This window comes from Candidatus Palauibacter sp. (assembly GCF_965216145.1).
Lineage (GTDB): Bacteria > Gemmatimonadota > Gemmatimonadetes > Palauibacterales > Palauibacteraceae > Palauibacter.
The window spans coordinates 1,840,284-1,867,018 of record NZ_OZ244149.1 but is presented as its reverse complement, the minus strand read 5'-3'; the positions used below and the strand labels follow the sequence as shown (position 1 = coordinate 1,867,018).

The 26,735-nt window shown below is 68.5% G+C and carries 24 protein-coding genes and 3 tRNA genes; 9 read left to right on the top strand and 18 right to left on the bottom strand.

Features of this window, described 5'->3' with window-relative positions:
- Window positions 1-4: 4 nt before the first annotated feature.
- From ACOOHF_RS08175 to ACOOHF_RS08145, 7 genes are all read right to left on the bottom strand, one after another.
- On the bottom strand, window positions 5-1,051 hold the full coding sequence (locus ACOOHF_RS08175; protein WP_420464127.1) for an alcohol dehydrogenase catalytic domain-containing protein: 1,047 nt from the start codon (window positions 1,049-1,051) through the stop codon (window positions 5-7).
- Window positions 1,048-2,283 (bottom strand): DegT/DnrJ/EryC1/StrS family aminotransferase, encoded by a 1,236-nt coding sequence (locus ACOOHF_RS08170; protein WP_420464126.1) that lies wholly within the window; start codon window positions 2,281-2,283, stop codon window positions 1,048-1,050. The genes ACOOHF_RS08175 and ACOOHF_RS08170 overlap by 4 nt, the downstream gene beginning before the upstream one ends.
- A gap of 28 nt (window positions 2,284-2,311) precedes the next feature.
- Window positions 2,312-5,536, bottom strand: a complete 3,225-nt coding sequence (locus ACOOHF_RS08165) for a WD40/YVTN/BNR-like repeat-containing protein (protein ID WP_420464125.1) — start codon at window positions 5,534-5,536, stop codon at window positions 2,312-2,314.
- Window positions 5,537-5,695: 159 nt separating this feature from the next.
- A complete protein-coding gene (locus ACOOHF_RS08160; protein ID WP_420464124.1) occupies window positions 5,696-7,138 on the bottom strand; it encodes an amidohydrolase family protein in 1,443 nt (480 codons plus the stop codon).
- A gap of 16 nt (window positions 7,139-7,154) precedes the next feature.
- Window positions 7,155-8,357, bottom strand: a complete 1,203-nt coding sequence (locus tag ACOOHF_RS08155) for a DUF819 domain-containing protein (protein WP_420464123.1) — start codon at window positions 8,355-8,357, stop codon at window positions 7,155-7,157.
- A 33-nt stretch (window positions 8,358-8,390) separates the two neighbouring features.
- Window positions 8,391-9,200 (bottom strand): pyrroline-5-carboxylate reductase, encoded by an 810-nt coding sequence (gene proC, locus ACOOHF_RS08150; protein ID WP_420464122.1) that lies wholly within the window; start codon window positions 9,198-9,200, stop codon window positions 8,391-8,393.
- Window positions 9,201-9,205: 5 nt separating this feature from the next.
- Window positions 9,206-10,813, bottom strand: coding sequence for an amidohydrolase (locus ACOOHF_RS08145; protein WP_420464121.1), 1,608 nt, complete (start codon window positions 10,811-10,813; stop codon window positions 9,206-9,208).
- A gap of 200 nt (window positions 10,814-11,013) precedes the next feature.
- Here ACOOHF_RS08145 and ACOOHF_RS08140 point away from each other — a divergent pair, with 200 nt between their 5' ends.
- The gene (locus ACOOHF_RS08140; RefSeq protein WP_420464120.1) at window positions 11,014-11,388 is read left to right on the top strand and encodes an NINE protein; all 375 of its coding nucleotides are present in this window, start codon (window positions 11,014-11,016) and stop codon (window positions 11,386-11,388) included.
- A 30-nt stretch (window positions 11,389-11,418) separates the two neighbouring features.
- On the opposite strand, the gene ACOOHF_RS08135 is transcribed toward ACOOHF_RS08140, so the two are convergent.
- The 5 genes from ACOOHF_RS08135 to ACOOHF_RS08115 all read right to left on the bottom strand — a co-directional run bounded on the left by ACOOHF_RS08135 (window position 11,419) and on the right by ACOOHF_RS08115 (window position 15,279).
- Complete coding sequence (locus ACOOHF_RS08135) at window positions 11,419-11,859, bottom strand: TA system VapC family ribonuclease toxin (protein WP_420464119.1); 441 nt, start codon at window positions 11,857-11,859, stop codon at window positions 11,419-11,421.
- Window positions 11,856-12,092, bottom strand: a complete 237-nt coding sequence (locus tag ACOOHF_RS08130; RefSeq protein WP_420464118.1) for a DUF6364 family protein — start codon at window positions 12,090-12,092, stop codon at window positions 11,856-11,858. The genes ACOOHF_RS08135 and ACOOHF_RS08130 overlap by 4 nt, the downstream gene beginning before the upstream one ends.
- A gap of 71 nt (window positions 12,093-12,163) precedes the next feature.
- Window positions 12,164-13,435, bottom strand: a complete 1,272-nt coding sequence (fabF, locus tag ACOOHF_RS08125; protein WP_420464117.1) for a beta-ketoacyl-ACP synthase II — start codon at window positions 13,433-13,435, stop codon at window positions 12,164-12,166.
- Window positions 13,436-13,884: 449 nt separating this feature from the next.
- Window positions 13,885-13,968 (bottom strand) — tRNA-Ser (locus ACOOHF_RS08120).
- A gap of 66 nt (window positions 13,969-14,034) precedes the next feature.
- Window positions 14,035-15,279, bottom strand: coding sequence for a 6-bladed beta-propeller (locus ACOOHF_RS08115; RefSeq protein ID WP_420464116.1), 1,245 nt, complete (start codon window positions 15,277-15,279; stop codon window positions 14,035-14,037).
- 418 nt (window positions 15,280-15,697) lie between these two features.
- Here ACOOHF_RS08115 and ACOOHF_RS08110 point away from each other — a divergent pair, with 418 nt between their 5' ends.
- Window positions 15,698-16,159, top strand: a complete 462-nt coding sequence (locus ACOOHF_RS08110; protein WP_420464115.1) for a hypothetical protein — start codon at window positions 15,698-15,700, stop codon at window positions 16,157-16,159.
- A gap of 7 nt (window positions 16,160-16,166) precedes the next feature.
- Here ACOOHF_RS08110 and ACOOHF_RS08105 read toward each other — a convergent pair.
- The 4 genes from ACOOHF_RS08105 to ACOOHF_RS08090 all read right to left on the bottom strand — a co-directional run bounded on the left by ACOOHF_RS08105 (window position 16,167) and on the right by ACOOHF_RS08090 (window position 18,131).
- A tRNA-Gly gene (locus ACOOHF_RS08105) sits at window positions 16,167-16,239 on the bottom strand.
- A gap of 23 nt (window positions 16,240-16,262) precedes the next feature.
- Window positions 16,263-16,336, bottom strand: a tRNA-Val gene (locus ACOOHF_RS08100).
- Window positions 16,337-16,403: 67 nt separating this feature from the next.
- On the bottom strand, window positions 16,404-17,408 hold the full coding sequence (locus tag ACOOHF_RS08095; protein WP_419934500.1) for a radical SAM protein: 1,005 nt from the start codon (window positions 17,406-17,408) through the stop codon (window positions 16,404-16,406).
- A gap of 30 nt (window positions 17,409-17,438) precedes the next feature.
- Window positions 17,439-18,131 (bottom strand): hypothetical protein, encoded by a 693-nt coding sequence (locus ACOOHF_RS08090; RefSeq protein ID WP_419934499.1) that lies wholly within the window; start codon window positions 18,129-18,131, stop codon window positions 17,439-17,441.
- A gap of 166 nt (window positions 18,132-18,297) precedes the next feature.
- On the opposite strand from ACOOHF_RS08090, the gene ACOOHF_RS08085 reads away from it, so the two are divergent.
- Together ACOOHF_RS08085 and ACOOHF_RS08080 are read left to right on the top strand one after the other, a co-directional pair.
- Window positions 18,298-18,537: a double zinc ribbon domain-containing protein gene (locus ACOOHF_RS08085; RefSeq protein WP_419934498.1), complete on the top strand. Its 240-nt coding sequence runs from the start codon at window positions 18,298-18,300 to the stop codon at window positions 18,535-18,537.
- Window positions 18,534-19,325 carry an RNA methyltransferase gene (locus ACOOHF_RS08080; protein WP_420464114.1) on the top strand — a complete coding sequence of 264 codons (792 nt, stop codon included), beginning with the start codon at window positions 18,534-18,536 and terminating at the stop codon, window positions 19,323-19,325. The genes ACOOHF_RS08085 and ACOOHF_RS08080 overlap by 4 nt, the downstream gene beginning before the upstream one ends.
- 7 nt (window positions 19,326-19,332) lie before the next feature.
- Here ACOOHF_RS08080 and rho read toward each other — a convergent pair whose 3' ends face one another.
- Window positions 19,333-20,469: a transcription termination factor Rho gene (gene rho, locus ACOOHF_RS08075; protein ID WP_419934496.1), complete on the bottom strand. Its 1,137-nt coding sequence runs from the start codon at window positions 20,467-20,469 to the stop codon at window positions 19,333-19,335.
- 670 nt (window positions 20,470-21,139) lie between these two features.
- On the opposite strand from rho, the gene ACOOHF_RS08070 reads away from it, so the two are divergent.
- From ACOOHF_RS08070 to ACOOHF_RS08060, 3 genes are read left to right on the top strand one after another with little or no spacing between them, the layout of a single operon-like run.
- Window positions 21,140-21,733, top strand: coding sequence for a sulfocyanin-like copper-binding protein (locus tag ACOOHF_RS08070; protein WP_420464113.1), 594 nt, complete (start codon window positions 21,140-21,142; stop codon window positions 21,731-21,733).
- Between the two features lie 16 nt (window positions 21,734-21,749).
- Window positions 21,750-22,670: a proline dehydrogenase family protein gene (locus ACOOHF_RS08065; RefSeq protein ID WP_420464112.1), complete on the top strand. Its 921-nt coding sequence runs from the start codon at window positions 21,750-21,752 to the stop codon at window positions 22,668-22,670.
- An 18-nt stretch (window positions 22,671-22,688) separates the two neighbouring features.
- A complete protein-coding gene (locus tag ACOOHF_RS08060) occupies window positions 22,689-23,543 on the top strand; it encodes an SDR family oxidoreductase (RefSeq protein WP_420464111.1) in 855 nt (284 codons plus the stop codon).
- A gap of 60 nt (window positions 23,544-23,603) precedes the next feature.
- On the opposite strand, the gene ACOOHF_RS08055 is transcribed toward ACOOHF_RS08060, so the two are convergent.
- The gene (locus ACOOHF_RS08055) at window positions 23,604-24,872 is read right to left on the bottom strand and encodes a MiaB/RimO family radical SAM methylthiotransferase (RefSeq protein WP_420464110.1); all 1,269 of its coding nucleotides are present in this window, start codon (window positions 24,870-24,872) and stop codon (window positions 23,604-23,606) included.
- Window positions 24,873-25,142: 270 nt separating this feature from the next.
- On the opposite strand from ACOOHF_RS08055, the gene ACOOHF_RS08050 reads away from it, so the two are divergent.
- Both ACOOHF_RS08050 and ACOOHF_RS08045 read left to right on the top strand, forming a co-directional pair.
- Complete coding sequence (locus tag ACOOHF_RS08050; RefSeq protein WP_420464109.1) at window positions 25,143-25,550, top strand: hypothetical protein; 408 nt, start codon at window positions 25,143-25,145, stop codon at window positions 25,548-25,550.
- Between the two features lie 150 nt (window positions 25,551-25,700).
- A complete protein-coding gene (locus ACOOHF_RS08045; RefSeq protein WP_419934489.1) occupies window positions 25,701-26,735 on the top strand; it encodes a class I fructose-bisphosphate aldolase in 1,035 nt (344 codons plus the stop codon).

Genomic DNA, 26,735 nt, shown 5'->3' with positions numbered 1-26,735 from the left:
AGCCTCAGGTCGTAAGGACGACCCTCCCCACCACCCGCCCCGCCTCCAGGTCGCGCAGACTCGACTCCGCCTCTGCCATGGGTCGCGTCGTGTAGGGGATCGGGTCGACACGCCCGGAGCGGACGAGCGCCATCAACTCCGCCATCTCCTGGAGGCTGCCGAGGTCGGACCCCTCGACCGTGAGGTCCTTGAGAACGAGCAGGGGGAGGGGCACGGAGAGGGAGCCGCCGAGCAGCCCCACGACCACGAGGCCGCCGCTCTTGGCGACGGTCCGGAAGCCGAGCCCGGCGGAGGCCGTGGAGCCGGCGAAGTCGACCACCGCAGCGCAGCCTCCGTTCGTGAGCCGCTTGAGTTGCTTTGCCGCGTCGTCCTTCCGGGCGTCGACGACGTGCGCGGCGCCCGCCCACCGGGCCGCGTCCAGTTTGGCGGCATCGACCTCGACCACGATGAGTTCGGCGTCGAACAGCGCCCTCGCGAGCTGGATGCCGGCGAAACCGACGCCGCCCGCGCCCACGATGACGAGTTGATCGTTCAGCCAGCGCTCGGCCTTCCGGAGGGCGCTGTAGGCGGTGAGGCCGGAGCAGGCGTAGGTGCAGGCCAGCTCGGCCGGGACGTCCCCGTAGTCGAACAGATAGCGCGGATGCGGAACCGTGACGTGGTCCGCGAATCCGCCGTCGAGGTGCGTGCCGAGGGCGCGCGGCTGGTTGCACAGGTGTTCCCGGGCGCTCGAGCAGAAGCCGCATGCGCCGCACCCGATCCAGGGGAAGACGACGCGGCCGTCGCCGATGGAGATGCGCTCCGCATCGGGCCCGAACGCGGCAACCTCGCCGACGATCTCGTGCCCGAGCGTGAACGGCAGTTCGCGCACGGCCCGCACGTCCAGCTTCCGGCCGCCGCCCATCTCGAAGTAGCCCTGCCGCAGGTGCACGTCGCTGTGGCAGACGCCGCAGGCATGGATGCGGACGAGCACTTCGGTGCCCGTCGGCTCGGGGGTCGGCGCTTCGGCCAACTCGAGCGGCGCGCCGTACGCGCCGAACTGGTAGCTCTTCATCGGTTCTGTCCGCTCGTCTCCGGTGATACCTGGCGATCGGGTCGGCCTACACCGGCGGATGTGGCGGATCGCCGCGATTCGGCCGTTCGTGGTGCCGCCCGGGCCGCCGCCAGGACCTTCGCGAACCCGTCCACGACATCCCGCATCCGGGCGGCCCCGGCCAGCAGGACCTCCTGCTTGATCCAGATCGTCGTCTGGCACAGCGCCTCGCACACCGGCAGACCCCGCTGCAGCGGAGTCGTGTAGCCGGGGTGGGCCGGGATCCCCTCCGCCCGCAGCGCCTCGATGACCCAGTCTTTGTCCGCCCGGACTCGCGACTCGTCGAGCCGGGCCATGAAGATGTGGCACCCGTGGGCCGTGATCCGCTCATCGGGATCCGGCACTCGCACGCCGTCCAACGCGTTCAGCCCCGCGGCCAGCGCATCCATGGCCTGCCGGCGCGTGGCCTGCTCCGCGGGAAGGCGTTCCAGCCCGGCCAGCAGCAGGGCCGCCTGGAACTCGGTCATCCGGAGGTTTGAGCCGTCGGGGGCGTGCGCGTGCGGCGCGCCCCCCGGCTCGCGGCCGCAGTCGTGCCACGACCATGCCCGCCGGTACAGCGCCTCGTCGTCGGTGAGGACGATCCCGCCCTCGCCGGCCGTGAGGTTCTTGCTCGACTGGAAGCTGAACGCGCCCGCCTGGCCGAGCGTGCCCACGGCGCGGCCGCGCCAGCCGGCGAGCCACGCCTGCGCGGCGTCCTCGACGACCCGGAGGCCGCGCCGGGCGGCGATCTCGTTCACGCGGTCCATGTCGGCCGGGCGTCCGCCGATATGAACGGGCAGGATCGCCGCCGTGCGTTCCGTGATCGCGGCCTCGATCCGCTCCGGGTCCAGGTTGTGCGTGCCCGGTTCCACGTCCACGAAGACCGGAACCGCGCCCAGCGCCCGGGCGACGTGGGCCGTCGCCACGAAGCTGTACGGGCTCGTGATGACCTCGTCGCCGGGCCGCACCCCCGCCGCCAGGAGCGCGAGCTGGATCGCCACCGTCCCGTTGCAGCAAGCCACCGCGTAGCGGGCGCCGTGCAGCGCGGCGAAGCGCGCCTCCAGTTCCGGAACGGCCCCGCCGCCCAGGCCCCACCGGCCCGACTCAAGCACCTCGACCAGGGCGCGCCGCTCGGCCGCGCCCCAGCGCGGCCACGGCGGCCACGGCTCCGTACAGACGGGCGCGCCCCCTTCGAGGGCCAGCCGTCCGGCCACGCGCCCGCCGTCCCGACCCCGACCGCCGCTAGGAGACGGCCCGCGGCCGGCCCCGCGTGATGACGGCCGGGACGCCCGACTCGCGCGCGAGCCGGTTGAAGGCGTCGAGCATATCTCCGAGCACGCGTGTGAGCGCGGCCTCCTCCACCGCCCACTCCGCCTCCAGGTCGCGCCACCGCTCGAGCACCCCCGCGCGCGGCGGCAGGTCGGAGCCGTCGACCTCTCCCATGAGCGAGGTCAGCTGCATGTTCAGCAACGCCTCGTATGCGACCATGTCCTGCTGCGCCGCCCGGCGCTTCTGGAACAGCCGGTCCTCCAGCGCCGTGATCGAGTCCGCGAGCGTCGCCCCCGCCGTCTCGAGCGCTTCCGCCCCCGCGAGTCCGACGTCCCCCGCCTGCGCGACGACCTCGTTCACCTGTGCACGCACATCCCGGATGTCGTTCACGCCGCCGTGGAGGGCCACGACCACTTCGAACACCGACTCGAGGAACCGCCCGTTGGCCGCGAAATCCGTCTGAGAGGCGGGGATCCGCGGATCGCCGCGCACCTCGAACTCACGGGTCTGTGCCGGCGCCTCTCCCACCGCAAGGCGCGCGCTGTATCGGCCGGGCATCACGCGAAACCCCTGCGCGTCCCCGAAGAAGGAATACGACTCCGCGATCCGCGGCCCGCTCTCCACCCGGAGGTCCCAGAACACGCGGTTGTGTCCCGGCGCGGCCGGCGCGCGGGTGTACCGGACCCCATCGGCGGTCATCGTCGTGTCGGTCGTGAAGGTGCGGATCACCGCGCCCGCCGCGTCGAGGATCTCGAGGGCCAGCATCTCATCCTCGAGCGCGCCGCCCACGACATAGTCGATCGCGACCCCGGGCGTCTTGTTCTGGCCCGAGACGGTCGGGCCCACCGCCCCGCCGAGTCCCTCGTTCACGCGGTACGCGGTCGAGGGCGTGTACAGGTGGTGGCCCTCCGCCGCCTCGGCTTCGGCCTCCTGCCGGAGCGGAGAGAGGTCGTCGAGCACCCAGAACCCGCGCCCCTGCGTCGCCGCTGCGAGGTCTCCCGCCTGTACGCGCAGGTCCGTGATCGCGGTGAGCGGCATGTTCAGATCCAGACTGCGCCACGAGGTCCCGTCATCGAAGCTCACGTACATCCCGAGTTCCGTGCCCGCGTAGAGCAACCCGCGTCGCTCGGGATCCTCGCGCACCACCCGCGTCCACGCCTCCGGCTGGTCCGCCGCGATCTCCGCGTCGATACGAGCCCAGCTCTCGCCATGGTCCGCCGTCTTGTAGATGTGGGGCGTGAAGTCGTCGAACTTGTAGCGGCTGAGCGTGATGTAGGCGCCGCCCGGCTCGTGCGGGGAAGGGTCGAGCGAGTTCACCATCCCCTCCGGCATCCCGTCCGGGGTCACGTCCGTCCAGGTCGCCCCGTCATCCCGCGTGATGTGGACGAGGCCGTCGTCGGCCCCGACCCAGATCGTCCCCGCCTCCAGCGGAGACTCGGCCATGGTGAAGATCGTGTTGTAGACCTCGCCTCCGGCCGCCTCGTTCGTGAACGGTCCGCCTGCCGCGACGTGTTTCTCCGGCTCGTTGCGGGTGAGGTCGGGCGAGATCTCCTCCCACGTCACGCCCCGGTCGCGCGACCGCAGCAGGTGCTGCGCGCCGTGGTAGATCACGGTCGGGTCGTGCGGCGACACGATGACGGGTCCGTTCCAGTTCCAGCGGTAGCGCATGTCCTCCGCGTCCATCCCGAGCTGGAACTGCGGGTACGCCTGCACGCTGCGCGCGGACCACAGTTCGGTGTCCAGTTCGGTGATCATCCCCTGAATCGAGGTCGCGTAGAGGAAGCGCGGATTGTCGGGGTCGAAGGCGACCCAAGCCGATTCCCCGCCGCCCGCGTCGAACCAGTCCTTCCAGCCGAGCCCGCCGGCGTGCGTCGCCCAGCCCAGCATCGCGACGCTCGTGTTGTCCTGCTGGCCGCCGTACAACCGGTACGGGAACTGGTTGTCCACCGTGAGCCGGTAGATCTGTGCGGTGGGCTGGTTCTCCTGCGTGGACCACGTCTCTCCTCCGTTGAAGGAGATCGTCCCGCCCCCGTCGTTGGCGGAGAGCATGACCTGATTGTCGAACGGATTGATCCACAGGTCGTGGTGGTCGACGTGCGGCGTCCGGATCGTCTCCCAAGTGCGGCCGCCATCGATCGACCTGAGGAAGGGCGAGTTCATCACATAGACGGTCTCGCGGTCCTCCGGGTCGGCGTAGATCTCGACGTAGTACCAGGCCCGGCCGCGCAGCTCGCGCTCCGAACTCATCAGGGCCCACGTCTTCCCGCCGTCGTCCGAGCGGTACACGCCGTCCACGTCCGCGTCGGCTTCGATCAGGGCCCACACCCGGTCGGGGTCCGCCGGGGACACATCGATCGCCGTCTTCCCCATCATCTCGGGGAGGCCCCGGTTGATCTCTTCCCACGTATCCCCGCCGTCCATCGACTTCCAGAAGCCGGAACCGGGGCCGCCGCTCCGGATGTACCACGGCTCCCGCTCGTGGTCCCACATCGAGGCGTAGAGGATGCGCGGGTTGGTCCGGTCCATGGCCAGGTCGGAGGCGCCGGTGGTCTCGTCCACATGGAGGACGAGTTCCCAGTTCTCTCCCCCGTCCTCCGAGCGGTAGATCCCGCGCTCCGGCGTGGGGGAGAAGGGGGAGCCCTGCGCCGCGACGTACACGAGGTCCGGGTCGTCCGGATGAATCCGGATGCGCGAGATGGCCCGCGTCGGGGCGAGTCCCATGTGCTTCCACGTCCGTCCAGCGTCGGTGGAGCGGTAGACGCCGTCGCCGTGCGAGGTCGTGACGCCGCGGATCGAGTGCTCGCCCATTCCGGCGTAGACCACGTTCGGGTCGGACTCGGAGACGGCCACGGCGCCCACGGACGAGGTGGCGACGAAGCCGTCCGTGACGTTGCGCCAGCTGATGCCGCCGTCGGCGGTCTTCCACACGCCGCCGCCGGCCGTGCCCATGTAGTAGGTGAGCCGGTCGCCGGGGACGCCGGCCGCGGCCACGGCCCGCCCGCCGCGGAACGGCCCCACGTTCCGCCACCGCATCGACTGGTAGAGCGACGTCTCCGGGTCGCCGCCCGACTCCGTCTCCTGGAGAGGCGCCGCGGGGCTGGCGGCGCGCGCCTCCCCTGCCTGGGGCGCGAGGATCAGCGCCAGGAGCGGCAGGCACGCGCTTCGCACAAGGAGTGTTCTCACTTCGATCGACCACATGGGAGCAGACCTCCGGGCTGGGCTGTCGGCACCGGGGCCGACCCGTTTCATATTCCGTATCGATCCCCGCCATCGGCGGGGGCGCAAAGAATAAGCCGTGTCGCGGCGCCGCCGACAGAAGCCCCGGGGCCGGCTGGCGGGGGCCGCCGCCTGCCCGTGCTAGTCGCGGCGGATCGCCTGGCCGGGGAAGACCGCCTCGACGAGTTCGGCGTCCCGGACGACGAACGCACCCCCGACGATCACGTGCTCGATGCCCGTGGACGGCTGGGTGGGCGCCTCGAAGGTCGCGTTGTCGATCACCGTCTCCGGGTCGAAGATCGTGAGGTCGGCGTCCGCCCCCACCCGGATCCGGCCCTTGGCCGCCATCTGCGGGACATACGCCTCGAGTCGCTGCGCCGGCATCAACGTCATCTTCCGGATCGCGTCCATCAGGGTGAGGAGCCCCTCGTCTCGCGCGTACCGGCCCAGCACGCGGGCGAAGGTGCCGGCCCCGCGCGGGTGGCCGTTGCCGTCGACGAACGGGACTCCGTCGCTCGCCACCATCACGATGGGATGAGCGAGGGCGAATTCGAACATCTCCTGCGGGATGATGTGCGCGATGATGCGGCCGCCCGTCTGGCGGCGCTCGTTGAACGTCTCCTCCGTGAGGCGTTCGCCGGTCTCGTCCCACTCGATGTCGCCGTAGTCGGAGCCGAACCGCTCCCGCCAGCCGGGGTCGAAGATGGCGGCCCGGATGTCCGTGGAAGCGGCGGTGTAGGGATAGACTTCGGTCGTGACGTCCACGCCCCGTGCCTGGGCTCCCTCGATCATGGCCAGGAGCGTCGGCACCTGCCCCAGACCGCTCGACCCGATGTGAACGATGTGGACGCCGGCGCCGGTCGCCGCCGCGTTCGCGATCATCTCGTGTACCGCCTCGATCGAGCTTCCCGGCTCGACCATCCCGGCGTAGCGGATGTGGACGAAGTTGGTCACGCTCTCCTCCGCCGCGAGTTCGAACAACCGGTGGATCTCTTCGCGCCGCGCCGCGGGCGTGTATTGGATGCCGTAGCCGATCCCCAGCGCGCCGCGGGCGAGTTCGTCGCGGATCCGGTTCTCCATCACCGAGACCTGCTCGAGATCGGCGGCCTGCCGGACGGCCTCCTGTTGTCCACCGAGGGCCATTCGGCGCGCGGCCCCGTGCGAGGCGGTGGCGCCGTAGTGGATCACCGCTTTCCCTGCCCGGCTCGCGTACCACTCCTCCACGTCGCCCGTGCCGCCCTCGAGTTCGAGCGCCGTCGTGACCCCGTCGCGCGCCTGCAACTGGCTCGAGTAGAGATCCTGGCCGTGCGCGTGCAGGTCGATGAAGCCCGGCGACACGACGAGCCCGGAGACGTCGACAACGGTCGCGCCCTCAAGGGGAGACTCCGAGATCGCCTCTAGGGTCCCGCCGCGGATCCCGACGTAGCGCACGGCGTCGAGACCGGACTCGGGGTCCATCACGCGGCCGCCCGCAAGCACGAGGTCGTAGCTTTGCGCCGCTACCCCGGAACCCATCGAGGCGAGCGCCGCGACGATCGCGATGAGCGTTCCGAACCGCATATGCAGGAATTTCCGTTTTCTCATCCGCTCGTAACCTCGTTCATCCAAGCAACCCCGGGAGAGAGCGCGCGACCCACAGTCCGAGGAAGGTGCCGACGGCGTTCCCCAGCGACCCGATCAATACGGCCGGGAGCACCAGATCGCCGCGCCCGAGGCTGCGCGCCAGCGCGAGCGCCGAGGTGCCGCCGCCGACGTTGGCCTGGGACGCCACCGCCGCGATGTCCACGTCGAGCTTCAGGAGGCGGGCCGCCCCGAAGGTGATGAGGCCGTGCACGACGACGATCGTGAGAGTGAAGACGAGGAGCGCGAGGCCGAGGGGGCCGATGTCGGCCAGCGCCCTTACGTCGCAGTGCGCCCCGATCACACACAGGAAGAGATAGACGGAGAACAGCCCCAGTGTCCGGCTTCCGGCCAGGTCCGTGATGGCGCGGAACTGGGCGAGAATGAGCGCGATCACGGTGAGGATGAGGATGTCCGGGATCGGGGCACCCAGGGAGGCGGTCCAGGCCTCCAGCCGCTGCGAGGCCCACAGCGTCCCGAAGCCGATCGCGAGGACGAGGGCCAGATCGACCGGATGGACGCGCTCCGTGTCCTCCGTGATGCCGAGATCCGGAGCCCGCTCGGCGGAGTCCGGGGCAGCGGCCGCCGTGCCGAACGCGCCTCCGCCGGACTTCGGCCAGTGCGGCCGCAGCCAGCGGGGGATTGCGATCGTCGCGGCCATCCACACCGTCGTCATGATGGAGTCGACCGCCGACGCCCCGCCGAACAGCACGCCTTCGCGCATCACGTCGTACTCGAGCGCGACCGCGTTGAAGTTCACGCTGCCGCCCGTGTAGGTGCCGGTGAACATGCCGCCCAGCGGACCGAACAGCGGACCGATCCGTTCCGGTCCGTCCACGAGGGCCATGCCCGCGATCACGCCGGCCACGGTCCCCAGCGATCCGATGAGGAAGAGGGTGATGATCGGCAGTCCGGCGCGGAGGATGTCGCGCAGGTTGACCTTGAGGAGGAGCCACACGATCGCGAGCGGCGCGACGGCGCGGAAGATCGCGTCGTAGGCCGGGACCGGGTTCGCAGCGGTCGAGGAGGTCGGAAGCAGGCCGAAGTTCGCGATCAGCGCCGTGAAGATGATGACCATCAGCGCGGTACCGCCGTGGCGGAGGAAACTCCGCCGCACAAGCCATTCCGTGCCCGCGATGACGAGGCACAGGACGGCCGTGATGTACAGCGTCTGCACGGTCACGAAGACCGTGCAGCCCGGGCGTCGCGCGCACGATCAGTCACCGGCGTACAGCGACTCCGCCTTCACGGCGGAGGTCGTGATCCCCTTGATGAAGGCGGAGGAAAAGCCCCGGTGCTCCATCTCGTTGAGGCCGGCGATCGTGCAGCCGCGCGGCGTTGTCACGCTGTCGATCTCGCGTTCGGGGTGCCGCCCCTGATCCCGTACGAGGGCCGCGGCGCCGAGCGCGGTCTGGGCCGCCATCCGGAGCGCCTCCTCGGGGTGGAAACCGATCTCGATACCGCCCTGGCAGGCGGCGCGCACCGCCCGCAGGAAGAAGGCCACGCCGCAGGCGCAGAGCGCGGTGGCGGGGACCATGTGTTCCTCGTCGATGACGAGCGTGGCTCCGACGGCCCGGAACAACTCCGCCACGCGGTCCAGCGCCCCCGCGTGGGCCGGTTCCGCCGCGAGACACGTCATCGACTCGCGCAGCGCGACCGCCGTGTTGGGCATCGCCCGGACGATCGGGACATCCGGCCCCACGTGCCGACGGATCGCCGCGATCGACGCCCCCGAGACCACGGACACGAGGAGGTGCCGTCCGGCCTCCACCCGCGGAGCGATCTCCGCCAGCACCGCGTCCAGGGCCTGCGGCTGGACCGCGACGAGGACCGTGTCGCACGCGGCCACGACGCCAGGGTTGTCGGCCGACACCCGGAAGCCCCGCTCCGCGAGGTCCGCGAGCCGGTCCACGCGCCTGCGCGTGACATGGACCTCCGCGGGGGCGTAAGAGCCCGCGGCCACGAGTCCCTCCGCGATGGCGCGGCCGATGTTCCCCGCTCCGATGATGGCGACGCTGTCGGACATCGTCGTCAGCGCGGCTCCCGATCGCCCGAGGGGCGCAGCGTCGGGTAGGTGATCCCCAGCTGTTCCAGATACGTATCGTACTTCGTCTCGTCGAAATAGAACGGTTCGAGCAGGGGTCGGAACTGCGCCATGATGTCGACGTTGAGGTCCGTCGGCGGAGGATCGTCCGCCGTGATGAACGGCTGGTACTGCTCGTCCTTCCCCTGCACGTCCCGGAAGTACGTCCAAGCCTCCTCGACGAGATCCGGCTCCATGAACAGCTGCAGCGCGGTGCGGGCGAGCACCTTGGCGCCGGCCGTCGCGCCCTTGTGCGCGATCGGCGTGGCCATCGCGATCGCGTTCGACCAGTGGTGGCCCTGGAGGCCGGGGATATTCGACGGGAAGCGGAGCGTGACCGTGGGCACCGTCCAGCCGATGTCCCCGATGTCGTCCGACCCGCCGCTCCGGCGGTCGCCTTCGCTCTCGGGCGGCGCTCCGATCTCATCCAGTTCGGTGTTCAGACCGGGCGTCGAGTCGTTCCCGACCTCGGCCTGCACGGCGCGGGCCAGCGCCTGGTCGTCCTCGCTCCACTCCGGGAGACCCACCTGCTCGATGTGCTCCCACATCGCTTCGGCGACGACCTTGTTGAAGTGCCGGGGGGCGGCCGCGCCCCGCACGCGATACGTCATTTCCGTATCCGTCATCAGCGCCGCGCCCTCGGCGATGTTCTTCGCGATCTCGTAGTTCCGGAGGATGTCGTCGAAGTCCATCTCCCGGATGTAGTACCACACCGACGCGGTCTGCGGGACGACGTTAGGCTGGTCCCCGCCGTCGGGGATGATGTAGTGCGAGCGCTGGTTGGGGTGGAGGTGCTCGCGCCGGAAGTTCCAGCCCACGTTCATCAGCTCCACCGCGTCGAGCGAACTGCGCGCCCGCCAGGGGGAGCCGGCGCTGTGCGCGGCCTCGCCCGCGAAGCTGAACTCGACCGACACGAGGCCGGTCCCGTTGGCCTGGCCCCAGCTCACGCCGAGGTTGTTCCCGACGTGGGTGAAGATGACGAAGTCGATGTCCTCGAAGTAGCCGTCGCGCACGAACCACGCCTTGCTCGCGAGCTGCTCCTCGGCCACGCCCGGCCACAGCACGAGCGTCCCTTCGATCCCCTCCTCCTGCATCACCTTCTGCAGGGCGAGCGCGGCGGTGACGTTCACCGCCTGGCCGGAGTTGTGTCCCTCCCCATGCCCCGGCGCTCCGGGCACGAGCGGGTCGTGCCACGCCACGCCCGGCTTCTGGTTCGCCTTCGGGATCCCGTCGATGTCGCTCCCGAACGAGATCACGGGCGAACCCGATCCCCAGCGCGCGAACCAGGCCGTGGGGATGCCGGCCGAGCCTCGTTCGACTTCCCATCCGTGCTCTTCGAGGATGCCCGTCACGTAGGCGGAGGTCGCGAACTCCTGCTGCCCCAGCTCGGAGAAGGAGAAGATCTTGTCCACCATCACCTGCGTGAGCTTCTCCATCGACGCGACCTCGGCCTGGACCCGGTCGAACAGATCCTGCCCGGAGAGTGAAGCGGGAAGCGTCGCGGCGAGTGAGGCGGCAAGGAGGACGCCAGCTGCTGGAAGTTTCTCGTAGCGCATACCTGAACTCCTGGAGACGGCCTGACGTATCCGTAGCGTGGCGCCCGGGCAGGCCGGGCCCGGTGCGAGGCGCATTGTCGCCCGAGGGTCGCTGAACCCGCAAGGCGTTCGCGCCAAAGCGGGCTGCCTCCGACGTTGCCCGTGCCGTGACCAACTACGACATTAGTATATGTCTTCACGGAAACAGAAAGGTCGGAATTATGGACGAACGGATGGTCGTGTACGAAGCGAAGAAGCAGTCACCGATCGTCGCCTACATTCTCCTGGTCTTCTTCGGCGTGCTGGGCGCCCACAACTTCTATCTGGGACGACGAGAACAGGCGACCGCGCAACTTGTGTGCTCCGGCGCCGTGCTCGCGACCCTGGTCTGGCTCTTCCTGAGTTTCGCGGGTGCCGGGATGGGGGAGTTTTCGGGCGGATTTGACGCCATGGCGCGGCGTGTGTTCGCACTCTACGCGATCTCCATCATCTGGGGCATCGGCATCTTCGCATGGCTGATGGTGAACGCGATTCAGGTTCCGAGACTGACGGCGGAGCACAATCTCCGGCTTTACAGGCGTATGTTCGGAGAGTAGCCGAGAGGAGTCAGCCCGGGGTGCTCGCGGTCAGGCCCCCGCCCGACCGAGGTAGCGCGCCTCGAGGCCTTCGAACCGGGCGAAGTCGCGGTCGTTCGTGAGGATGGCTGAGATTCCGTGCTCCCGGCACAGCGCCGCGATCTGCACGTCGAACATCAGGTTCCCCCGTGCATCCGCCTGCCGGGCCGTCGCGGTAAGAAGTTCGAGGAACCCGGGACTCGGCAGGACGATGCGGCAACTGGGGGAGGCGACGAGGCCCTCCAGAAAACCCACCGCCTGCGCCAGGGTCGACGGCGGATTGAACACCCGCCGGTGCGTGACCACCCGCAGGAACTCGACCACGCAGAAGATGGGCAGCCCCCAGGGAGCCGAGCCCTCCGCCAGGGCGACCAGAGCACGGGCGGCCTCCCCGTGAAGCTCCGCCTCGGCGCGATGAGCGTAAATCAGGACGTTGGTGTCGACGGCGATCACGGGCGATCCAGCACGTCGTAGAGCGCCTCTCGGTCGGCGATATCGACGTTGGGCGGCGCGTGTCCTCGTACGGTCTTCAGCTCCAGCGTGAACGGGGACCGCTGCCGGTCGTCGTTCATCAGCTTCTCGCGAAGTGCCGTCTCGACGAATCCCGTGAGCGTCGCACCGGTCCGGGCCGCCTCGTTCTTCGCCCGCTTTAGGAGCTGGTCGTTCAGGTTAAGCGTTGTCTTCATTGGATCTCTGCCTGTCACTATATGGTTCGACCATATTATATCTACCATCCATATGGCAAGCAGCCCCGCCCTTAGCGCTGCATGCCGTCCCAGCGACGGATCGCGAGACAGGCGTTGTGTCCGCCGAAGGCGAAGGAGTTTGACAGCGCCACCGAGACGGACTGTTCCAGGGGGCCGCGGTGCGCGTACTCGAGATCGCACTCCGGATCGGCCTCCTCGAAGTTAATCGTGGGAGGAATCACGCCGTGCTTGCAGACGAGCATGGAAATCACCGCATCGATCGCTCCGGCCGCCCCGAGCGGGTGGCCCGTCATCGACTTCGTCGAGCCCGCCACGACCGATCGCGCGTGGTCGCCCAGCACGTCCTTTAGCGCCTTCGTCTCGGCGGCGTCACCGGCGAGAGTCGAAGTGCCATTCGCGTTGATGTAGTCTACGTCGGCCGGGGTGAGCTCCGCGTCTTCGAGCGCCTGCCGCATGGCCAGACAGGCGCCGACTCCGTCCGGAGCGGGCGCTGTCATGTGGTACGCGTCCGCGCTCTGCCCGAAGCCCACGATCTCTCCCAGAACCTCCGCGCCGCGCGCCCTCGCGTGCTCCAGTTCCTCGAGCACCAGCATCCCGGACCCCTCCCCGAGCACGAAACCGTCCCGATGGGCGTCGAAGGGGCGGCAGGCTCTCTCCGGATCGTCGTTGCGCATCGACATCGATCCCATGGCTGCGAAACCAGCGACCGCGAGTGGAGTGATAGCGGACTCGGTGCCCCCGGCGATCATCACATCGGTCTCTCCCCTCCTGATCGAGCGGAAGGCGAGTCCGAGCGAGTGGCCGCTGGAAGCGCAGGCCGACACGGTCGCGTAGTTCGGGCCCCGCGCCCCGTACAGGATGGACAGCAGTCCCGTCGTCATATCCGGGATGAACATCGGTATGAGGAGGGGGGAGATGGCGCGGGGTCCCCGGGACAGGAGCTTCCTGTGCTGGGCCTCCAGCAACGGGAGCCCCCCGATCCCCACGCCGACGATGACCCCCGTCCGGTCGGGGTTCAGGTGGGCGAACCCATCGCCGAACCCCGCCTGTTCCATGGCCTGGGCCGCCGTGGCAATGGCGAACTGCAGGAACCGGTCCGCGCGGCGCGCTCCCTTCTTGTCCAGATATTGGAGCGGATCGAAGTCCTTCACTTCACAGGCGAAGCGAACGGCCTGATCGGACGCATCGAACAGCGTGATCGGACCCGCGCCGCTCACGCCACGGAGAAGCGCGTCCCAAGTGGCGTCCGTGTCCAGGCCGATGGATGTGATCATCCCGACGCCGGTGATCGCGACGCGCCTTTTCGCATCCGTGTGGATCAAGCTTATCGTCTCCAGCCACCCTGGTTTGGCTTCGAGACGGAAGGAGCCCGTCAGACAATCGTGGGACCGACCTCGTTCCGCACCTCACCGCGTTGGGGGGAGATGATACTTGTGAGGCGGAAGGCCTGACATGGCCCGCAGGAGATGCCGGGTCCCGGAGGGGGTGGGATGGGCTCAGCGCTTCGCGCTTCGCCGAGCTCGCTCCCTTCGGTCGCTCGGTTCGAACCCACGTGGGCTTTCGCCCTACTTCCAACGGAGGGGGTGGGATGGGCTCAGCGCTTCGCGCTTCGCCGAGCTCGCTCCCTTCGGTCGCTCGGTTCGAACCCACGTGGGCTTTCGCCCTACTTCCAACGGAGGGGGTGGGATGGGCTCAGCGCTTCGCGCTTCGCCGAGCTCGCTCCCTTCGGTCGCTCGGTTCGAACCCACGTGGGCTTTCGCCCTACTTCCAACGGAGGGGGTGGGATTCGAACCCACGTGGGCTTACGCCCGCCGGTTTTCAAGACCGGTGCATTCAGCCGCTCTGCCACCCCTCCGGGTGCGACCCCCAAGAAGACTGCGGGTGCCGCCATGCTTGATCAAGGTAACGGGGTAGCCCGTCCTCAGGAGCCGGATTCGAGGGTGATTCGGTATCGAACGACGCGTTGGATGCCGAGATCGTCCCGGCTGACAGCCCACACGTCGTCGCCCTCGAAGACGGGTGCGGGGTTGGGGGAGAAGTCTCCGGGCGGGTTCACGGCGCCCGCGTAGGTTCCGTTCGCTTCGAACACGTCGAAGCGGAGGGGCGATCTCCAATTCACCGGTGCAGAGAATGGGTTGTCCGGGTCGTGGTCCTCGTTCTCGACCTCTTGTGCCTCGGTCGAGACAGGCACCCATATCCGACCATCCCGGCCGGTGTAAAGCCCGGTGAAAGGTGGCTTCGTGTCCGGAATCGACGGTCCGTCCCACGTCCATCCCGGGATCGACATGCCGATACCCCGCTCGGTTTGGGCGCGCCTGTGATCCGCCTCACGAGGGAAGACGCGGGCAGGTTCATACGTACGCTCGATGCGGAGAACCCCTTCGGGCAACTCAAGATCGATCTTGTAGTCCGAAGAGATTCCGCTGACGAAATGTCCGCTGGAGTGGACCGTCCAGATCGCACTCGGCGCAAAGGGTACTCCGTAGGTCACTCGGGCACCGTCTCTCTCTCCGGTGACCGTTTCCCCTTCGAACTCCCCGTGGGGTGGCGAGATCGTGTCGCGGGGCGTTCCGTCAGGATCGAAGACGGCGAGGAGATCCCCGAAGGAGGCCTGCGGCTGAGAGAGATCACGGGCCGGTGCGTACGTCCTCCCCTGATCGTCCGTCCACAGCGGGCTGGACGTATAATATCCCGTGGTATAAGGCCACTCCTGCGACGGTTCCTCGCCGGGGCCATACACCTGCAGGCGCACGTTGCCCGGGTCGCGGACGACGACCCGGCCATCGGGAAGCACGGCCATCGCCTCGGCTCTTTGCAGCTCACCGGGACCCTGCCCGGGCCCTCCCCATGTCCTGACGTAGCTGCCTTCGGTGTCGAACATGCGGACGTGCTGCGCCTGCCTATCGAAGACGTAGACGTTGTGGTCGTCGTCCACCGCGATCGAGGCGATGCTGCCGAACAGGTATTCGTCGGCGCCGTCCATCTCGCCGATCGAGAGTTCCGGGACCAGCGTCGCGTCGCTGCCCCACACGCTCCCGGAGACCGTGTGGACGACGATGGTGTCGCCGATCGTGTCGGTCACCACTTCCGGACCGCGGGCCACCTCGGTCCCCGTCCCGCACGCCGCCGAAGTCACCCAGATCGCTGCAAACCACACCTTCCGCATCAGATCTCCTTTCGATCACATTACACGCGATGGTCCGGCGTCCGGGGGAATGGGCGCCGAAACCGTGTCAGAACGCGTCGCGTACGACCGAGCACCAAGCGCCGAGGGGCTTTCCGGGCATTGGATGAATGCCGGGCTCCCGCAGCGAACTTCATACGAAAGGTAAGGAGGCCGCCCATTGAGGAACACCAAATCTGGCGTCGTACGGATTGGAGCCATGCTGCTGGTGTCCTAGGGACATGGGACGTCCAGGCCCAGACTACTGAAGGGCCTTCGCTCCCATCGTTCACCATGACCTCGGCACCTTCGAGATGAAGGTTCAGGGGTGGGATGAGACGATCCGCGGCACCTTGTCAGGTATACGCACGGCCGACGACGACCCTGGCGGTCGAGCGGCCACGAGGAAGGGAGACCATCGATGACCGGGATCAGGCGTAACGTCTTTCGGATCGCGGCCGGGCTACTGGCGGGGCTGGGCGCCATCGCCGTGACGGCCCCTGCGGTTGCGGCTCAGGAGGAGGCGCTCGTCGGGACGTGGGACATCACGACCGAGGCCGTTGGAATGCCGTCCATGCCCGAGGTCACCATGACGTGGACGTTCGCGCCGGGCGACGATGGAGCTCTCACGGGAAGCTGGACGGCCGAGGCGGCGGGAGAGAACATCACCCAGGAAATGTCCGACATCTCGGTCGACGGAGTCGCATTCGGCTTCATCGTGCGCGTCAACGAACAGGGGGAGGTGGGGGAGTTCGTGTTCGAGGGGACGATGGCGGAGGACGAGGTCAGCGGCACGTTCGAGATTCGCCCGGAAGGCATGCCGGCGGTGATCAGCGGCACCTTCTCGGGCGCCCGGGCCAACGGAGCGACCCTTGGCGGATAAGACGGAAAGCGGGCGACCGGTCTCGAACCGGCGACCTTCAGCTTGGGAAGCTGACGCTCTACCAACTGAGCTACGCCCGCGCGGCGTCCAAACTGCTCACTGATGGGGCGGGAGGGACTCGAACCCCCGACTTCTGCGATGTGAACGCAGCGCTCTAGCCAACTGAGCTACCGCCCCGGGAGGCCAGCGATGTTACCCCGCGGCCCTGCTCCGTGTCAAAAGCGGGGGCAGCCGGGCGCCGGGGTCAGTTGCGCCAGGGGGTGAGGATCTTGAGGAAGGCGTCCGAGTTGTCCTGCACGAACTCCCTGAAGCTCTTCTCGGTGTTGGCGCGCGTGGAGATGTAGCACTGCTCGCAGGTGTTCTGCTTCGTGAACTTCTCCAGCATGTCCTCCTGCCGGTCGAAGTACGCCATCACCATCGCGCACGGCGTGAGGCGGCCGTCCGGGTTGATGACGAGGAAGCGGCGCCCCGCCTGACAGCCGGGGATCCCGCCCTCGGTCAGGAAGCGGTGGAACTTCCACAGGACGCGCGGCGTGGTGTAGACCGGATAGCCCGCGTTGCGAAGGTCGATCACCTCCTGGATGCTCTCGGCGAGGCCGTCGAGGCCGTCCCCCTCGATGAGGCCTGTCCGGTCCTGTACGCGCAGATGCGTGTAGACGGAGAAATTGATCGGCACGCCCCACTCCTTCGCGACGCGCACCATGTCCCCGATGTCCCGGTAGTTCCAGGCCGTGATGCAGACGTTGAGCAGGAGGTCGTCCTTGTCCCCGCTCTGGCGGGCGATCTCGGGCACGACTTTCGCCATGCGGTCGAACAGGCCGGGGATGCGGCGGAACTCGTCGTGCCGCTCGTCCGGGAAATCGAGCGACGTGGACAGCTGGTGCATCCCGCTGTCCTTGAGCCGGAAGAAGCGCTCGGGGGTGAGGTTGGACGAGTTCGTGACCACGATCATCCAGGGCAGGCCGCCCTTGTTCGTCATCGCGTCGACGATGTCGTACACGTCCCCGCGCGCCAGGGGCTCGCCGCCTGACGCGTGCGAGACCACGGGCCGAAGCTCCCGGCAGATCGCGGCGTACTCCTCCGCACCCAGCCGCTCTTCCTTGATCGGGCCGCCCCAGTTGCAGTGCCAGCAGTTCGCCGTGCACGCGTGCGTGATCTCGAACGAGATCGACAGCGGCTTGTTCTGGATCCTGTTCCGGATGCCGCGCGCCAGCATGCGAGCGGCCATGGCCCCGGAGATGTTCGGCATCCGTCTACCTTCCGTGTTGCGAGGGCCCGCTCACGTCTCCACTCCGTCGCGGGCCTTCAGGCGGCGGGCTCTCAGGCGCCTGAAACCCTCCGGAATCGCCTTGATGAGGTACAGTCCGAAAACGAAGGCCACGCTCGCGATCAGAATCCAGTTCGGGATCGGGACCGTCGCCCCGAGGAGGGCGAGAAGGTAATAGCGTGGAAAACGCGCGACCACCAGCGCCGTCGTCCACTTCCACATGGGATACCGGATCGAGAAGACGAGGAACTTGAAGGGGAAGAAGGGGATGGGCGTGAACCCGGTGACGACGATGGTGGCGAACGGCCAGCGCATGAAGTACCTGATCGCCTTCCGGTAGAGTCTCTTCTCCTTGTAGGACTGGATGCTCCGGAGATTGAGGACGGGGACGAAGACGGCGTGGTCCATGATCGCGGCCACGATCGTCCCGGCGGTGGCCCAGGTCGCGGCCAGCCAGAGGTTCGCGACCTTCCCGAAGTAGATGAGGACGGGCTCGTGCGGGAAGACGGAGATCGCGGTGTTGGCCGGGATGGAATAGAAGGCGAGGTATACGTAGCTGTCGGAGCGGAAGTCGCGCAGCATGAGGATCGACGTGACGATGCCGATGGCGATCATGAGGCCGCCGAAGAACCAGACGGCCGGGCCGACTTCGGTCTGGCCCTCCGCCTCCGGCGCGCCGTGGCTGTTGATCCGATCCTGCCCCAATCGGTTCTCCGCCGTAGCTTGATGTCTCGCGGTGTGGCCGGGCCCCGCGCAAGGTATCGTTGCGGCAGCATCGGCGCGCCGGGGCACCAGGGTCGCCGGGGTTCGCGGGCCATCGGGCGCCGGCGGCGCGGTTCATGACGAGGAGAATCCCATCGACGAGAAGCGGATGGACTGTCCGGATTGCAGCGGACCGGTCGGACTCTCGGACCAGACATGCCAGAAGTGCGGCGAACCGCTCTCGTTCGTCCCGGACGAGGTGGGGGTGCACTGCGCCGTCTGCGGCAAGGAGATCGGCGCCTACACCGAGGCGTGCCCGAGCTGCGGCGAGACGGGCTATCCCGCGCTGCGTCCGCGTCGAGGCCGCAAGTGGAAGGGGTCCCTGCCGGAGGGTCTGACCAGGGCGTGAGCGGAGGCGGCACCCAGCTCGACCGGACGGTCATCGTCCTGCACGAAGCGCAGGACATGGTCAACATCGCGCTCGTCGTCCGCGCCATGAAGAACATGGGCCTCTCGCGGCTGCGGCTCGTCGACCCGGCCGATTTCGACGCCTGGCGCATCACCGGAATCGCGCACGACACGCACGATGTCGTGGACCGGATCCGTATCTTTGACGACCTTCCCACCGCCCTGGCCGATGTCGACTATGCGCTCGGTGCGACGGCTCGCCGCCGTTCCACCCGCCAGGATTGGTGGAATCCCGAGCAGGCCGCGACGAGGCTCACCGCGCGCGAGGCGTCACTGGCCGTCGTCTTCGGCCGCGAGGATCGCGGGCTGTCCAACGAGGCTCTGGACCTGTGCCACGGCCTGGTGTGCATCCCCACCAACCTCGAACACACTTCGATGAACCTCGCGCACGCGGCCGTGGTCATCATGTACGAACTGAGGAAGGCCGCGCTGGGCCCGAAGGACTGGACGGAGCGCGACCTGTCGCTCAAGACGCGCAAGCAGACGCCCCCCGCCACGCACGCCGAACTCGAGGCGTTCTTCGAGACGTGGCAGCGCGCGATGGAGGAGATCGGCCTCTTCCACGGCATCGACCCCGTTCCGAAGATGCGGAGCTTTCGGAACATGTTTCACCGTGCGGGCCTCGACCGGAGGGAACTCGGGCTGATCCTCGCGACGGCGTACGAGATGCTGAACTTCGCCGAGCGCGAGAAGAAACGGGCCCGCGACCGCGCGGAGGCCGGCCGCTGAAGGGCTGCTAGATCCGGCGGCGCAGAACCGAGACCAGTTCCTCGTTCGATTTCGTCTTTCGCATGAGGCCGAGGACCTCCTGCATGGCCTCTACGGACGAGTAGGCGCTCAGCTCGCGGCGCATGGCTTGCGACACCAGCAGTTCGTCTTCGTCCATGAGACGTTCTTCACGGCGCGTGGCGCTCGCGTTGAGGTCGATGGCGGGGAAGATCCGCCGGTCCGACAGGTCCCGGTCGAGCACGAGTTCGCTGTTCCCCGTCCCCTTGAACTCCTCGAAGATCACCTGGTCCATCCGCGATCCGGTGTCCACGAGCGCCGTCGCGATGATGGTCAGAGAGCCGCCGCCCTTGCTTTCCGGCACACTGCGCGCGCTGCCGAAGAAGCGCTTTGGCTTCTCGAGCGAGGTCGCGTCGATGCCGCCGGTGAGGGTCCGGCCACTCCCCTGTTCGGTCGTGTTGTACGCGCGAGCCAGCCGCGTGATCGAGTCGAGGATGAGGACCACATCCTTCCCCATCTCCGTCAGCCGGCGGGCGCGCTCGAGCGTCATCTCGGCGACCTGGACGTGACGTTCGGCCCGATGGTCGAAACTCGAAGCCGTGACCTCGCCCAGACCCGTCGCCTCCATCTCCGTGACTTCCTCGGGCCGCTCGTCAACGAGCAGGATGAGGATGCTGCAGTCCGGATGGTTCTTCGAGATTCCTTCGGCGATGGCCTGGAGGACCATCGTCTTCCCCGCCTTTGATGGCGCCACGATGAGGGAGCGCTGGCCGGTCCCCATGGGACAGATGAGGTCGACGATCCGGTTCGTGTAGTCGGGCTGGCCGCCGCGTTCGAGCCCGCACTCGAGACGCAGCCGGCGGTCGGGGTGCTGCGCGCTCAGACGCTCGAACCGCCTTCGGTTCCCCAGTTCCCCGGGGGGATGGCCGTTGACGGTGTGGAGGTGTCGGAGCGGCGGGCTCTTGCCGGGGCGTGGCGGGCGGGCGGCCTGCCCGCAGATCTCGTCACCGGTCCGGAGGTCGTACCGGGCGACCATCTTCGGGCTCACGTAGATGTCGTCGTCGCTCGGCGTGTATCCCGCATGCTGGCGACGCACGAAACCGGTTCCGTTGCCGAGCCTCTCCAGCAGCCCCAGATACGCGTCCATGGGACCGTCGGGCACTTCGGCCGCGGGCTGCTCTCCCTGGGACTGCGGAGGCCGGCCGCCCTGGCTCCGGCCTCCCCGCGAGCGTCTGCGACGGTTGCGGTTTCGGCCACCACGGCCACCTCCCGATCCTTTGCCGGGACCCTTTCCGCTCGGCGGCCCGCCCTTCGGCCGCCCACGGCCGGAAGCGTTTCGCTTGCCGGAACCGCCGCCCCCCTCGGGAGCGTTTCGTCCGCCGTCGGCTGTGTCGTTCGTCAATTCACCGCTCTGTGTGCTGTGTCTCCTCGCGAACCCGGACGGGATTCTCAAGCCTCGAAGCTCCCCGGGCCGGAACGAACTCTCTTGGACGGGGATGCAGGTCAGAAGATCGGTCGCGCGAGGCAGACTGGAATCACGAGGAAGTCTCCCGGGGTTCCTCGCCATCGCGAACGCTGTAGCGACATTCGACCGGGATCGACCCCGGATCGAAGCCCGGGGCATCGTTACGCAACATGAGACACGGTAGTATGGGGCGCACCCCTCGCGTGCGCCAGATTTTGTTGTGTTTCCCGGCGTGGCCGGAGGTCCGGGATCCTGTATATTCCCGCCTCCCCGGTTGTCGCGATCCCGCGTTGCCGGGGCTCGCATGTGCGAAATGGATTCACCTGTCAGAGACTTTGGAGTGGATAGATTCATGACACGATCAACCATCATGACCGTCGCCGCATTCTCGCTCTTCGGTTGCGGGGGCGGAGGCGGTTCGGACACGCCCTCGCCGGCTCCCGCACCCGCTGCGGCGCCCGCCGGGCAGCAGACCGCGGCGCCCTCCGCCGGAGCGGCGGCCGTGGACTGGATCGCGGTCGACGAGCGGTCGCGGACCGTCACGATCGACCTCGTCGCCGGGTCGACGGACTCGAACAACCGCTGGAACTTCAATGGCTACGCGAACGGCGAGGCCACGGTCGTCGTGCCGGAGGGGTATACGGTCACGGTGAACTTCGAGAACAGGGACCCCGTCAACTACCACAGCGTCGGAGTCCTTGAACGCGCAGCCAGCTATCCGGCGATCTTCGACGACGCCGTACCCGTGTTCGAGGGCGCCATCACGGCCAACGCCACCTCCATGACGGAGGCAACCGCACCGGCGGGCGGCACCGAGACGATCAGCTTCACCGCTTCCACCGCGGGTGATTACGCGCTCGTGTGCCCGATTCCGGCGCACGCGGTGACGGGCATGTGGATCGGATTCGAGGTCTCGGCGTCCGGCGATTCCGGATTGCGTACCTGACCGGCCGGTTGCCGAAATGATGCGGCGGGGCCTCCTCTGGGCTTCCACGAATCCGTGGCTCTCCACCCGCCTCCCGCAACGCCGTTTCGTGCGGCGCGCCGTGCGCAAGTTCATGCCGGGAGAAACGCTTGAGGAGGCCCTCGTCGAGGCGGATCGCCTCGGCAAGCTCGGCGTGCCCACCCTCGTCACGATGCTCGGCGAGAACGTCGATACAGCGGAGGAGACGCGCGCGACCGTCGCCGAATACACCCGGGCCATGGAGTTGGCGGAGGAGATGGGGCTGGACGTCGAGGTGTCGATCAAGCCGACGCACCTCGGACTCGACGCGGACCCGGAGGTGGCGCTCGAGAACGTCCGCGAACTCGCGTCGGCGGCCGAAGGACGCGGCACCCTCTGGATCGACATGGAGGGCTCGCTCTACATCGAGCCCACGCTGTCCCTCTTCCGGGCCGCGCGAAGGGAGCACGAGAACGTGGGGTTGTGTCTGCAGTCGTATCTGCGGCGTACCGCCGAGGATCTCGAGTCGCTGATCGAACTGGGTCCGCGAATCCGCCTCGTGAAGGGAGCCTACGCCGAACCGCCGGAGATCGCTTTTCCGGACAAGCGTGACGTGGACGCGAGCTATCTGGCACTCGGCAGGCGCCTCATGGACCACATGGCGGACGGGGGCGGCGGCTTTCTGGGACTCGGCACGCACGACCCGGCCATGATCGAACCGCTCACGGAGTACGCGGGTTCAGCGGGCCTCGACGGCGGCCGGTTCGAGATCGAGATGCTTTACGGGATCGGCCGGAGGGAGCAGCGGAAGCTCACGCGGCACGGCACCCCGCTTCGGGTGCTGATCAGCTACGGGGACGGCTGGTTCCCGTGGTACATGCGCAGGCTGGCAGAGCGGCCCGCCAACGTATGGTTCGTTGCCCGAAGCATGTTCCGGTAACCCGGTCAGGAGTCTGCCATGGGTCGCACAGGAGAAGCGGACGCGCTGTTCGCCCCGGGGATTCTCGCCGGACGCTCCGCGTTCATCACGGGCGGCGGGAGCGGCATCGGTTACGGGATCGCCGAGTGCCTCGCGGCGGCCGGGGCGTCGATCTGCGTCTTCAGCCGCAACGAAGAACGTGTGTCGCACGCGGTGGAGCGACTGGCCGAGACCTACGGCGTGCGGACGCTGCCGACGGTCGGCGACGTGCGCGAGCCGGAAGCCCTCCGACGGGCCGTCGGGGAGACGCGGGAGCGATTCGGCTCGATCGACATCCTCGTCAACAACGCGGCGGGCAACTTCTACGCGCCGACGGCCGACCTGTCGCCGAACGGCTGGCGCGCCGTGGTGGAGATCGACCTGTACGGGACCTTCTACGCCTGTCAGGCGGTGTATCCGGTGATGGCGGAGCAGGGGTTCGGCCGGATCGTGTCGATCTCGATGACGCTCCACTACCGGGGCTGGCCGCTGATGGCCCACGCGACGGCGGCCAAGGCGGGGGTGGACGCGCTGACCCGCACGCTGGCGATCGAGTGGGCCCGGGACGGGATCAACGTGAACGCGGTCGCCCCCGGACCGATCCCCACCGGAGGCGTGCGAAAGGCGTTCCAGGCGCCGCCCAGCGATGACGTCGACATGTTCGGGACGAGGACCGGGGGCGGCTTCGCCGACCGGTTCATCCCGGCCGGGCGCCTCGGCCAACCGCACGACATCGGGCGGATGGTGACCTACCTCTGTTCCCCCGGCGGTGACTGGGTCACGGGTGCGATCTTCGTCGTGGACGGCGGCGAGACGCTCGTCAGCCCGCGCACGATCCCCGCGGCCAGGGATTAGCCGCACCGGGCGACCGGGCGGCCAGGGCCGTCGCTCAGGCCGGGAGTTGCCGAGACGTTCTCAGACGGCGGCCGCTTCGGGCACGCCCGCGGCCAGGCTCCCCGCGCGTCCTCCGAGGACCGCCGAGAAGCGGTCTCCGGGCGCGGCGCGGCCGGATAGCCCGACCTTCAGGTAGTCGCCCGTGACGCCGAGGACGCGATCGTCCCGGCCCTCCACGACGATATCCGCCATCTCGCCGACCCGCGTCGCCTCGTACTCCCGGCCCTTGCGGAGCCCCAGGTCGCGGAGCGCGCGCGAACGGCCGGCCGCCACATCGCCCCTCACCTGATCCGGAAGCGTCGCAGCCACCGTCCCGTCCCGCACGGAATAGGGGAAGACGTGGAGATAGGTGAAGGGCAACTCCTCGACGAGGGCGTGCGTCTCGGCGAACTCTTCCTCGCCTTCGCCGGGAAAGCCGACGATGATGTCCGCCCCGAGGCCCATGGCGCCCACGCGCTCGGCGATGGCGAGCACGCGCGAGCGATACGCTTCCCGCGTATGCCACCGCCGCATCAGCCGGAGGACCCGGTCGGACCCGCTCTGGAGCGGCACGTGCAGGTGCGGCGCGAGGCGTCCGCCGGACTCGGCGAGCAGGTCGACGAGCCGGTCATCGACCTCCGTCGCTTCGATGGACGAGAGACGGAAGCGGGCCGGGACCCGCTCGAGGAGTCGTTCGCACAGTTCGGCGAGCGTGACCTCCGGCTCGAGATCCCGCCCGTAGTGGCCAATGTGGATGCCGGTGATCACGAGTTCGGGGTGCGAGCGCGCCAGGATCGCCGCTTCGGCCACGATCTCGTCGGGCGGCCGTGAGACGGAGGCGCCGCGCGCGATCCGGGTCGCGCAGAACGAACACTTGCGGTCGCACCCGTCCTGGATCTTGAGCCACGCGCGGGTGCCGCGGGCGTTGCGTGCCAAGGGGGCGTCGATCGCGGCCGGCCCTCTCTCCAAGCCCGGAAATACCTGCGCCACGGCGGCCGGGTCGTGACCGGGGACAACCCCATCGACTTCATCCAGGTCGCGGTAGTCGGCCTCCCGGAAAGCGGTCGAGCAGCCGGCGACGATGATCCGGAGGTCCGGGTGGCGGCGGCGCAGGCGGCGGACGAGGTGACGCGCGTTCGCGTCGGCCTGGTTCGTGACGGTGCAGGTATTGATGACCGCCACGTCCGCGGCGTCGACATCGGGCGCCGTCTCCGCCCCGCGCAGTTCGAGTTCCTGGCGGATGCGCTCGGTGTCGTACTGGTTCGCCTTGCACCCGAAGGTGTGAAACCAGACGGCGGGTCTGTCGCTCACGGAGGCGTTCGCACGTTCTCAGATGGACCGGTTGGGAGAGCCCTGCCGCGTCGCGGGCACGTTTCGCCCGGCGGCGCGTATCAAAGATCGTCGCGTCGCGGGTGAAGCGCCACGCACCGCGCTTCGCCGGGCGGCCCCCGTTGCCTGGTCCATCACGCGGCGCGTCGGGTGGACTCGGCCCGATGGTGCTATACTTTTTGAAGCGTTTATGCGGCTGGAGCGGGGTACGACCCCCCGAAGAGCGGCCCTGGAGGTTCAAGGATGCGGTACATGAGAAAAGCCTGGTTCCCGGTCCTCGCCCTCGCGGCGATCGCGTGGTCTCTCTCCGGCTGCGGAGACAGCGACGCGGGACCGATGGAACCGATGTTCGACAATCCGTCCACGGTCCGGGTGGTGAACCGTCTGGCCGGCCCGGTGCTCTACGTCCACGCGAAGCCGTGCGGGACGCAGGACTGGGGCGAGGATCTGTTCAGGACCAACGATCCGATCGAGGGGACGATCCAGCCGGGCAACTCGAGGGACTTCACCGTGGAAGCGGGCTGTTACGACCTTAGGGCCAGACACCTCGAGACCACCGAGCCAGGCCCGCAGATCGAAAAGTTCGCCTTCAGTCAGGCCGCCTCTCCGGTCACACCCGTCATATGGACGCTGGAGGAGGATTCCCGGGACCCGACCTGATCGGTCGCTCGATCGTCCCTCCGGCCAGGGAGTCGGCGTCGGCGTGCGCGCACCGCGCACGTTGACGCCCCCCGCCGCACCCGGGAAGTTGCCCCGACCCAAGCCATCATCAGCACGATCCATCACCATCCATACGTGCCGGAGGGAAGCATGAAGCAGCAGCTCGTCCAGATCGCGGAGGCCATGGGGACCAGGGGCAAGGGAATCCTGGCGGCGGACGAGAGTTCGGGGACGATCAGGAAGCGGTTCGAGGGGATCGGCGTCTCGTCGACCGAGGACAGCCGCCGCGACTATCGGGAGCTGCTCTTCCGGACGAGGGAGGCGCTCCGGGACTGCATCTCCGGCGTCATCCTGTTCGATGAGACCCTGAGGCAGTCGGCCGCGGACGGCACGCCACTGGTGCAGCTCATCTCGGACGCCGGCTCGATCCCCGGCATCAAGATCGACAAGGGCGCGAAGGATCTGGCGGGCGCGCCGGGGGAGACGGTCACCGAGGGGCTCGACGGGCTGCGCGAGCGGCTGGCCGAGTACTACGAACTCGGCGCCCGCTTCACGAAGTGGCGCGCCGTCGTCGACATCGGACGGGGTGGCGGCCGCTCGATCCCGAGCGCCTACTGCATCGGGGCGAACGCGCACGCGCTCGCCCGCATGGCGGCCCTCAGCCAGGAGCAGGGACTCGTCCCCATCGTCGAGCCGGAAGTGCTGATGGACGGCGATCACGACATCGATCGCTGCTTCGAGGTCACCGAGGCCACGCTAAAGCAGGTTTACATGGCGCTCTTCCACCAGCGCGTGCTCCTGGAGGGTTCGGTCCTCAAGCCCAACATGGTGCTGTCGGGCAAGCTGTGCTCGGAGCAGGCGGGGGTCGACGAGGTGGCCGAGAAGACCGTGCGCTGCCTGAAGCGGGCCGTCCCCTCGTCCGTGCCCAGCATCGTTTTTCTCTCGGGCGGGCAGTCCGACATCGAGGCCACGGCGCACCTCAACGCGATGAACGCGGCGTCCGATACGCCGTGGAATCTGAGCTTCTCGTACGGACGGGCGCTCCAGGCGGCGCCGCTCAATGCCTGGGGTGGCCGGACGGAGAACGGTCCGGCGGCGCAGGCCGCGTTCGCGCACCGCGCGCGCATGAATGGTCTCGCAACGGAGGGGCGCTGGTCGATGGAGCTGGAGCCGGCCGCCGTCTAG

What these genes read in the sequence shown, in the direction of transcription:
- ACOOHF_RS08115 (WP_420464116.1), bottom strand. Translation starts at nt 15,279, where the DNA reads ATGCGGAAGGTGTGGTTTGCAGCGATCTGGGTGACTTCGGCGGCGTGC.
- ACOOHF_RS08050 (WP_420464109.1), top strand. Translation starts at nt 25,143, where the DNA reads ATGAGAAAAGCCTGGTTCCCGGTCCTCGCCCTCGCGGCGATCGCGTGG.
- ACOOHF_RS08110 (WP_420464115.1), top strand. Translation starts at nt 15,698, where the DNA reads ATGACCGGGATCAGGCGTAACGTCTTTCGGATCGCGGCCGGGCTACTG.
- ACOOHF_RS08065 (WP_420464112.1), top strand. Translation starts at nt 21,750, where the DNA reads ATGATGCGGCGGGGCCTCCTCTGGGCTTCCACGAATCCGTGGCTCTCC.
- ACOOHF_RS08085 (WP_419934498.1), top strand. Translation starts at nt 18,298, where the DNA reads ATGGACTGTCCGGATTGCAGCGGACCGGTCGGACTCTCGGACCAGACA.
- ACOOHF_RS08160 (WP_420464124.1), bottom strand. Translation starts at nt 7,138, where the DNA reads ATGAGAAAACGGAAATTCCTGCATATGCGGTTCGGAACGCTCATCGCG.
- ACOOHF_RS08060 (WP_420464111.1), top strand. Translation starts at nt 22,689, where the DNA reads ATGGGTCGCACAGGAGAAGCGGACGCGCTGTTCGCCCCGGGGATTCTC.
- ACOOHF_RS08130 (WP_420464118.1), bottom strand. Translation starts at nt 12,092, where the DNA reads ATGAAGACAACGCTTAACCTGAACGACCAGCTCCTAAAGCGGGCGAAG.
- ACOOHF_RS08140 (WP_420464120.1), top strand. Translation starts at nt 11,014, where the DNA reads ATGGACGAACGGATGGTCGTGTACGAAGCGAAGAAGCAGTCACCGATC.
- proC (WP_420464122.1), bottom strand. Translation starts at nt 9,200, where the DNA reads ATGTCCGACAGCGTCGCCATCATCGGAGCGGGGAACATCGGCCGCGCC.
- ACOOHF_RS08070 (WP_420464113.1), top strand. Translation starts at nt 21,140, where the DNA reads ATGACACGATCAACCATCATGACCGTCGCCGCATTCTCGCTCTTCGGT.
- ACOOHF_RS08165 (WP_420464125.1), bottom strand. Translation starts at nt 5,536, where the DNA reads ATGTGGTCGATCGAAGTGAGAACACTCCTTGTGCGAAGCGCGTGCCTG.
- ACOOHF_RS08095 (WP_419934500.1), bottom strand. Translation starts at nt 17,408, where the DNA reads ATGCCGAACATCTCCGGGGCCATGGCCGCTCGCATGCTGGCGCGCGGC.
- ACOOHF_RS08145 (WP_420464121.1), bottom strand. Translation starts at nt 10,813, where the DNA reads ATGCGCTACGAGAAACTTCCAGCAGCTGGCGTCCTCCTTGCCGCCTCA.
- ACOOHF_RS08045 (WP_419934489.1), top strand. Translation starts at nt 25,701, where the DNA reads ATGAAGCAGCAGCTCGTCCAGATCGCGGAGGCCATGGGGACCAGGGGC.
- ACOOHF_RS08175 (WP_420464127.1), bottom strand. Translation starts at nt 1,051, where the DNA reads ATGAAGAGCTACCAGTTCGGCGCGTACGGCGCGCCGCTCGAGTTGGCC.
- rho (WP_419934496.1), bottom strand. Translation starts at nt 20,469, where the DNA reads ATGGACGCGTATCTGGGGCTGCTGGAGAGGCTCGGCAACGGAACCGGT.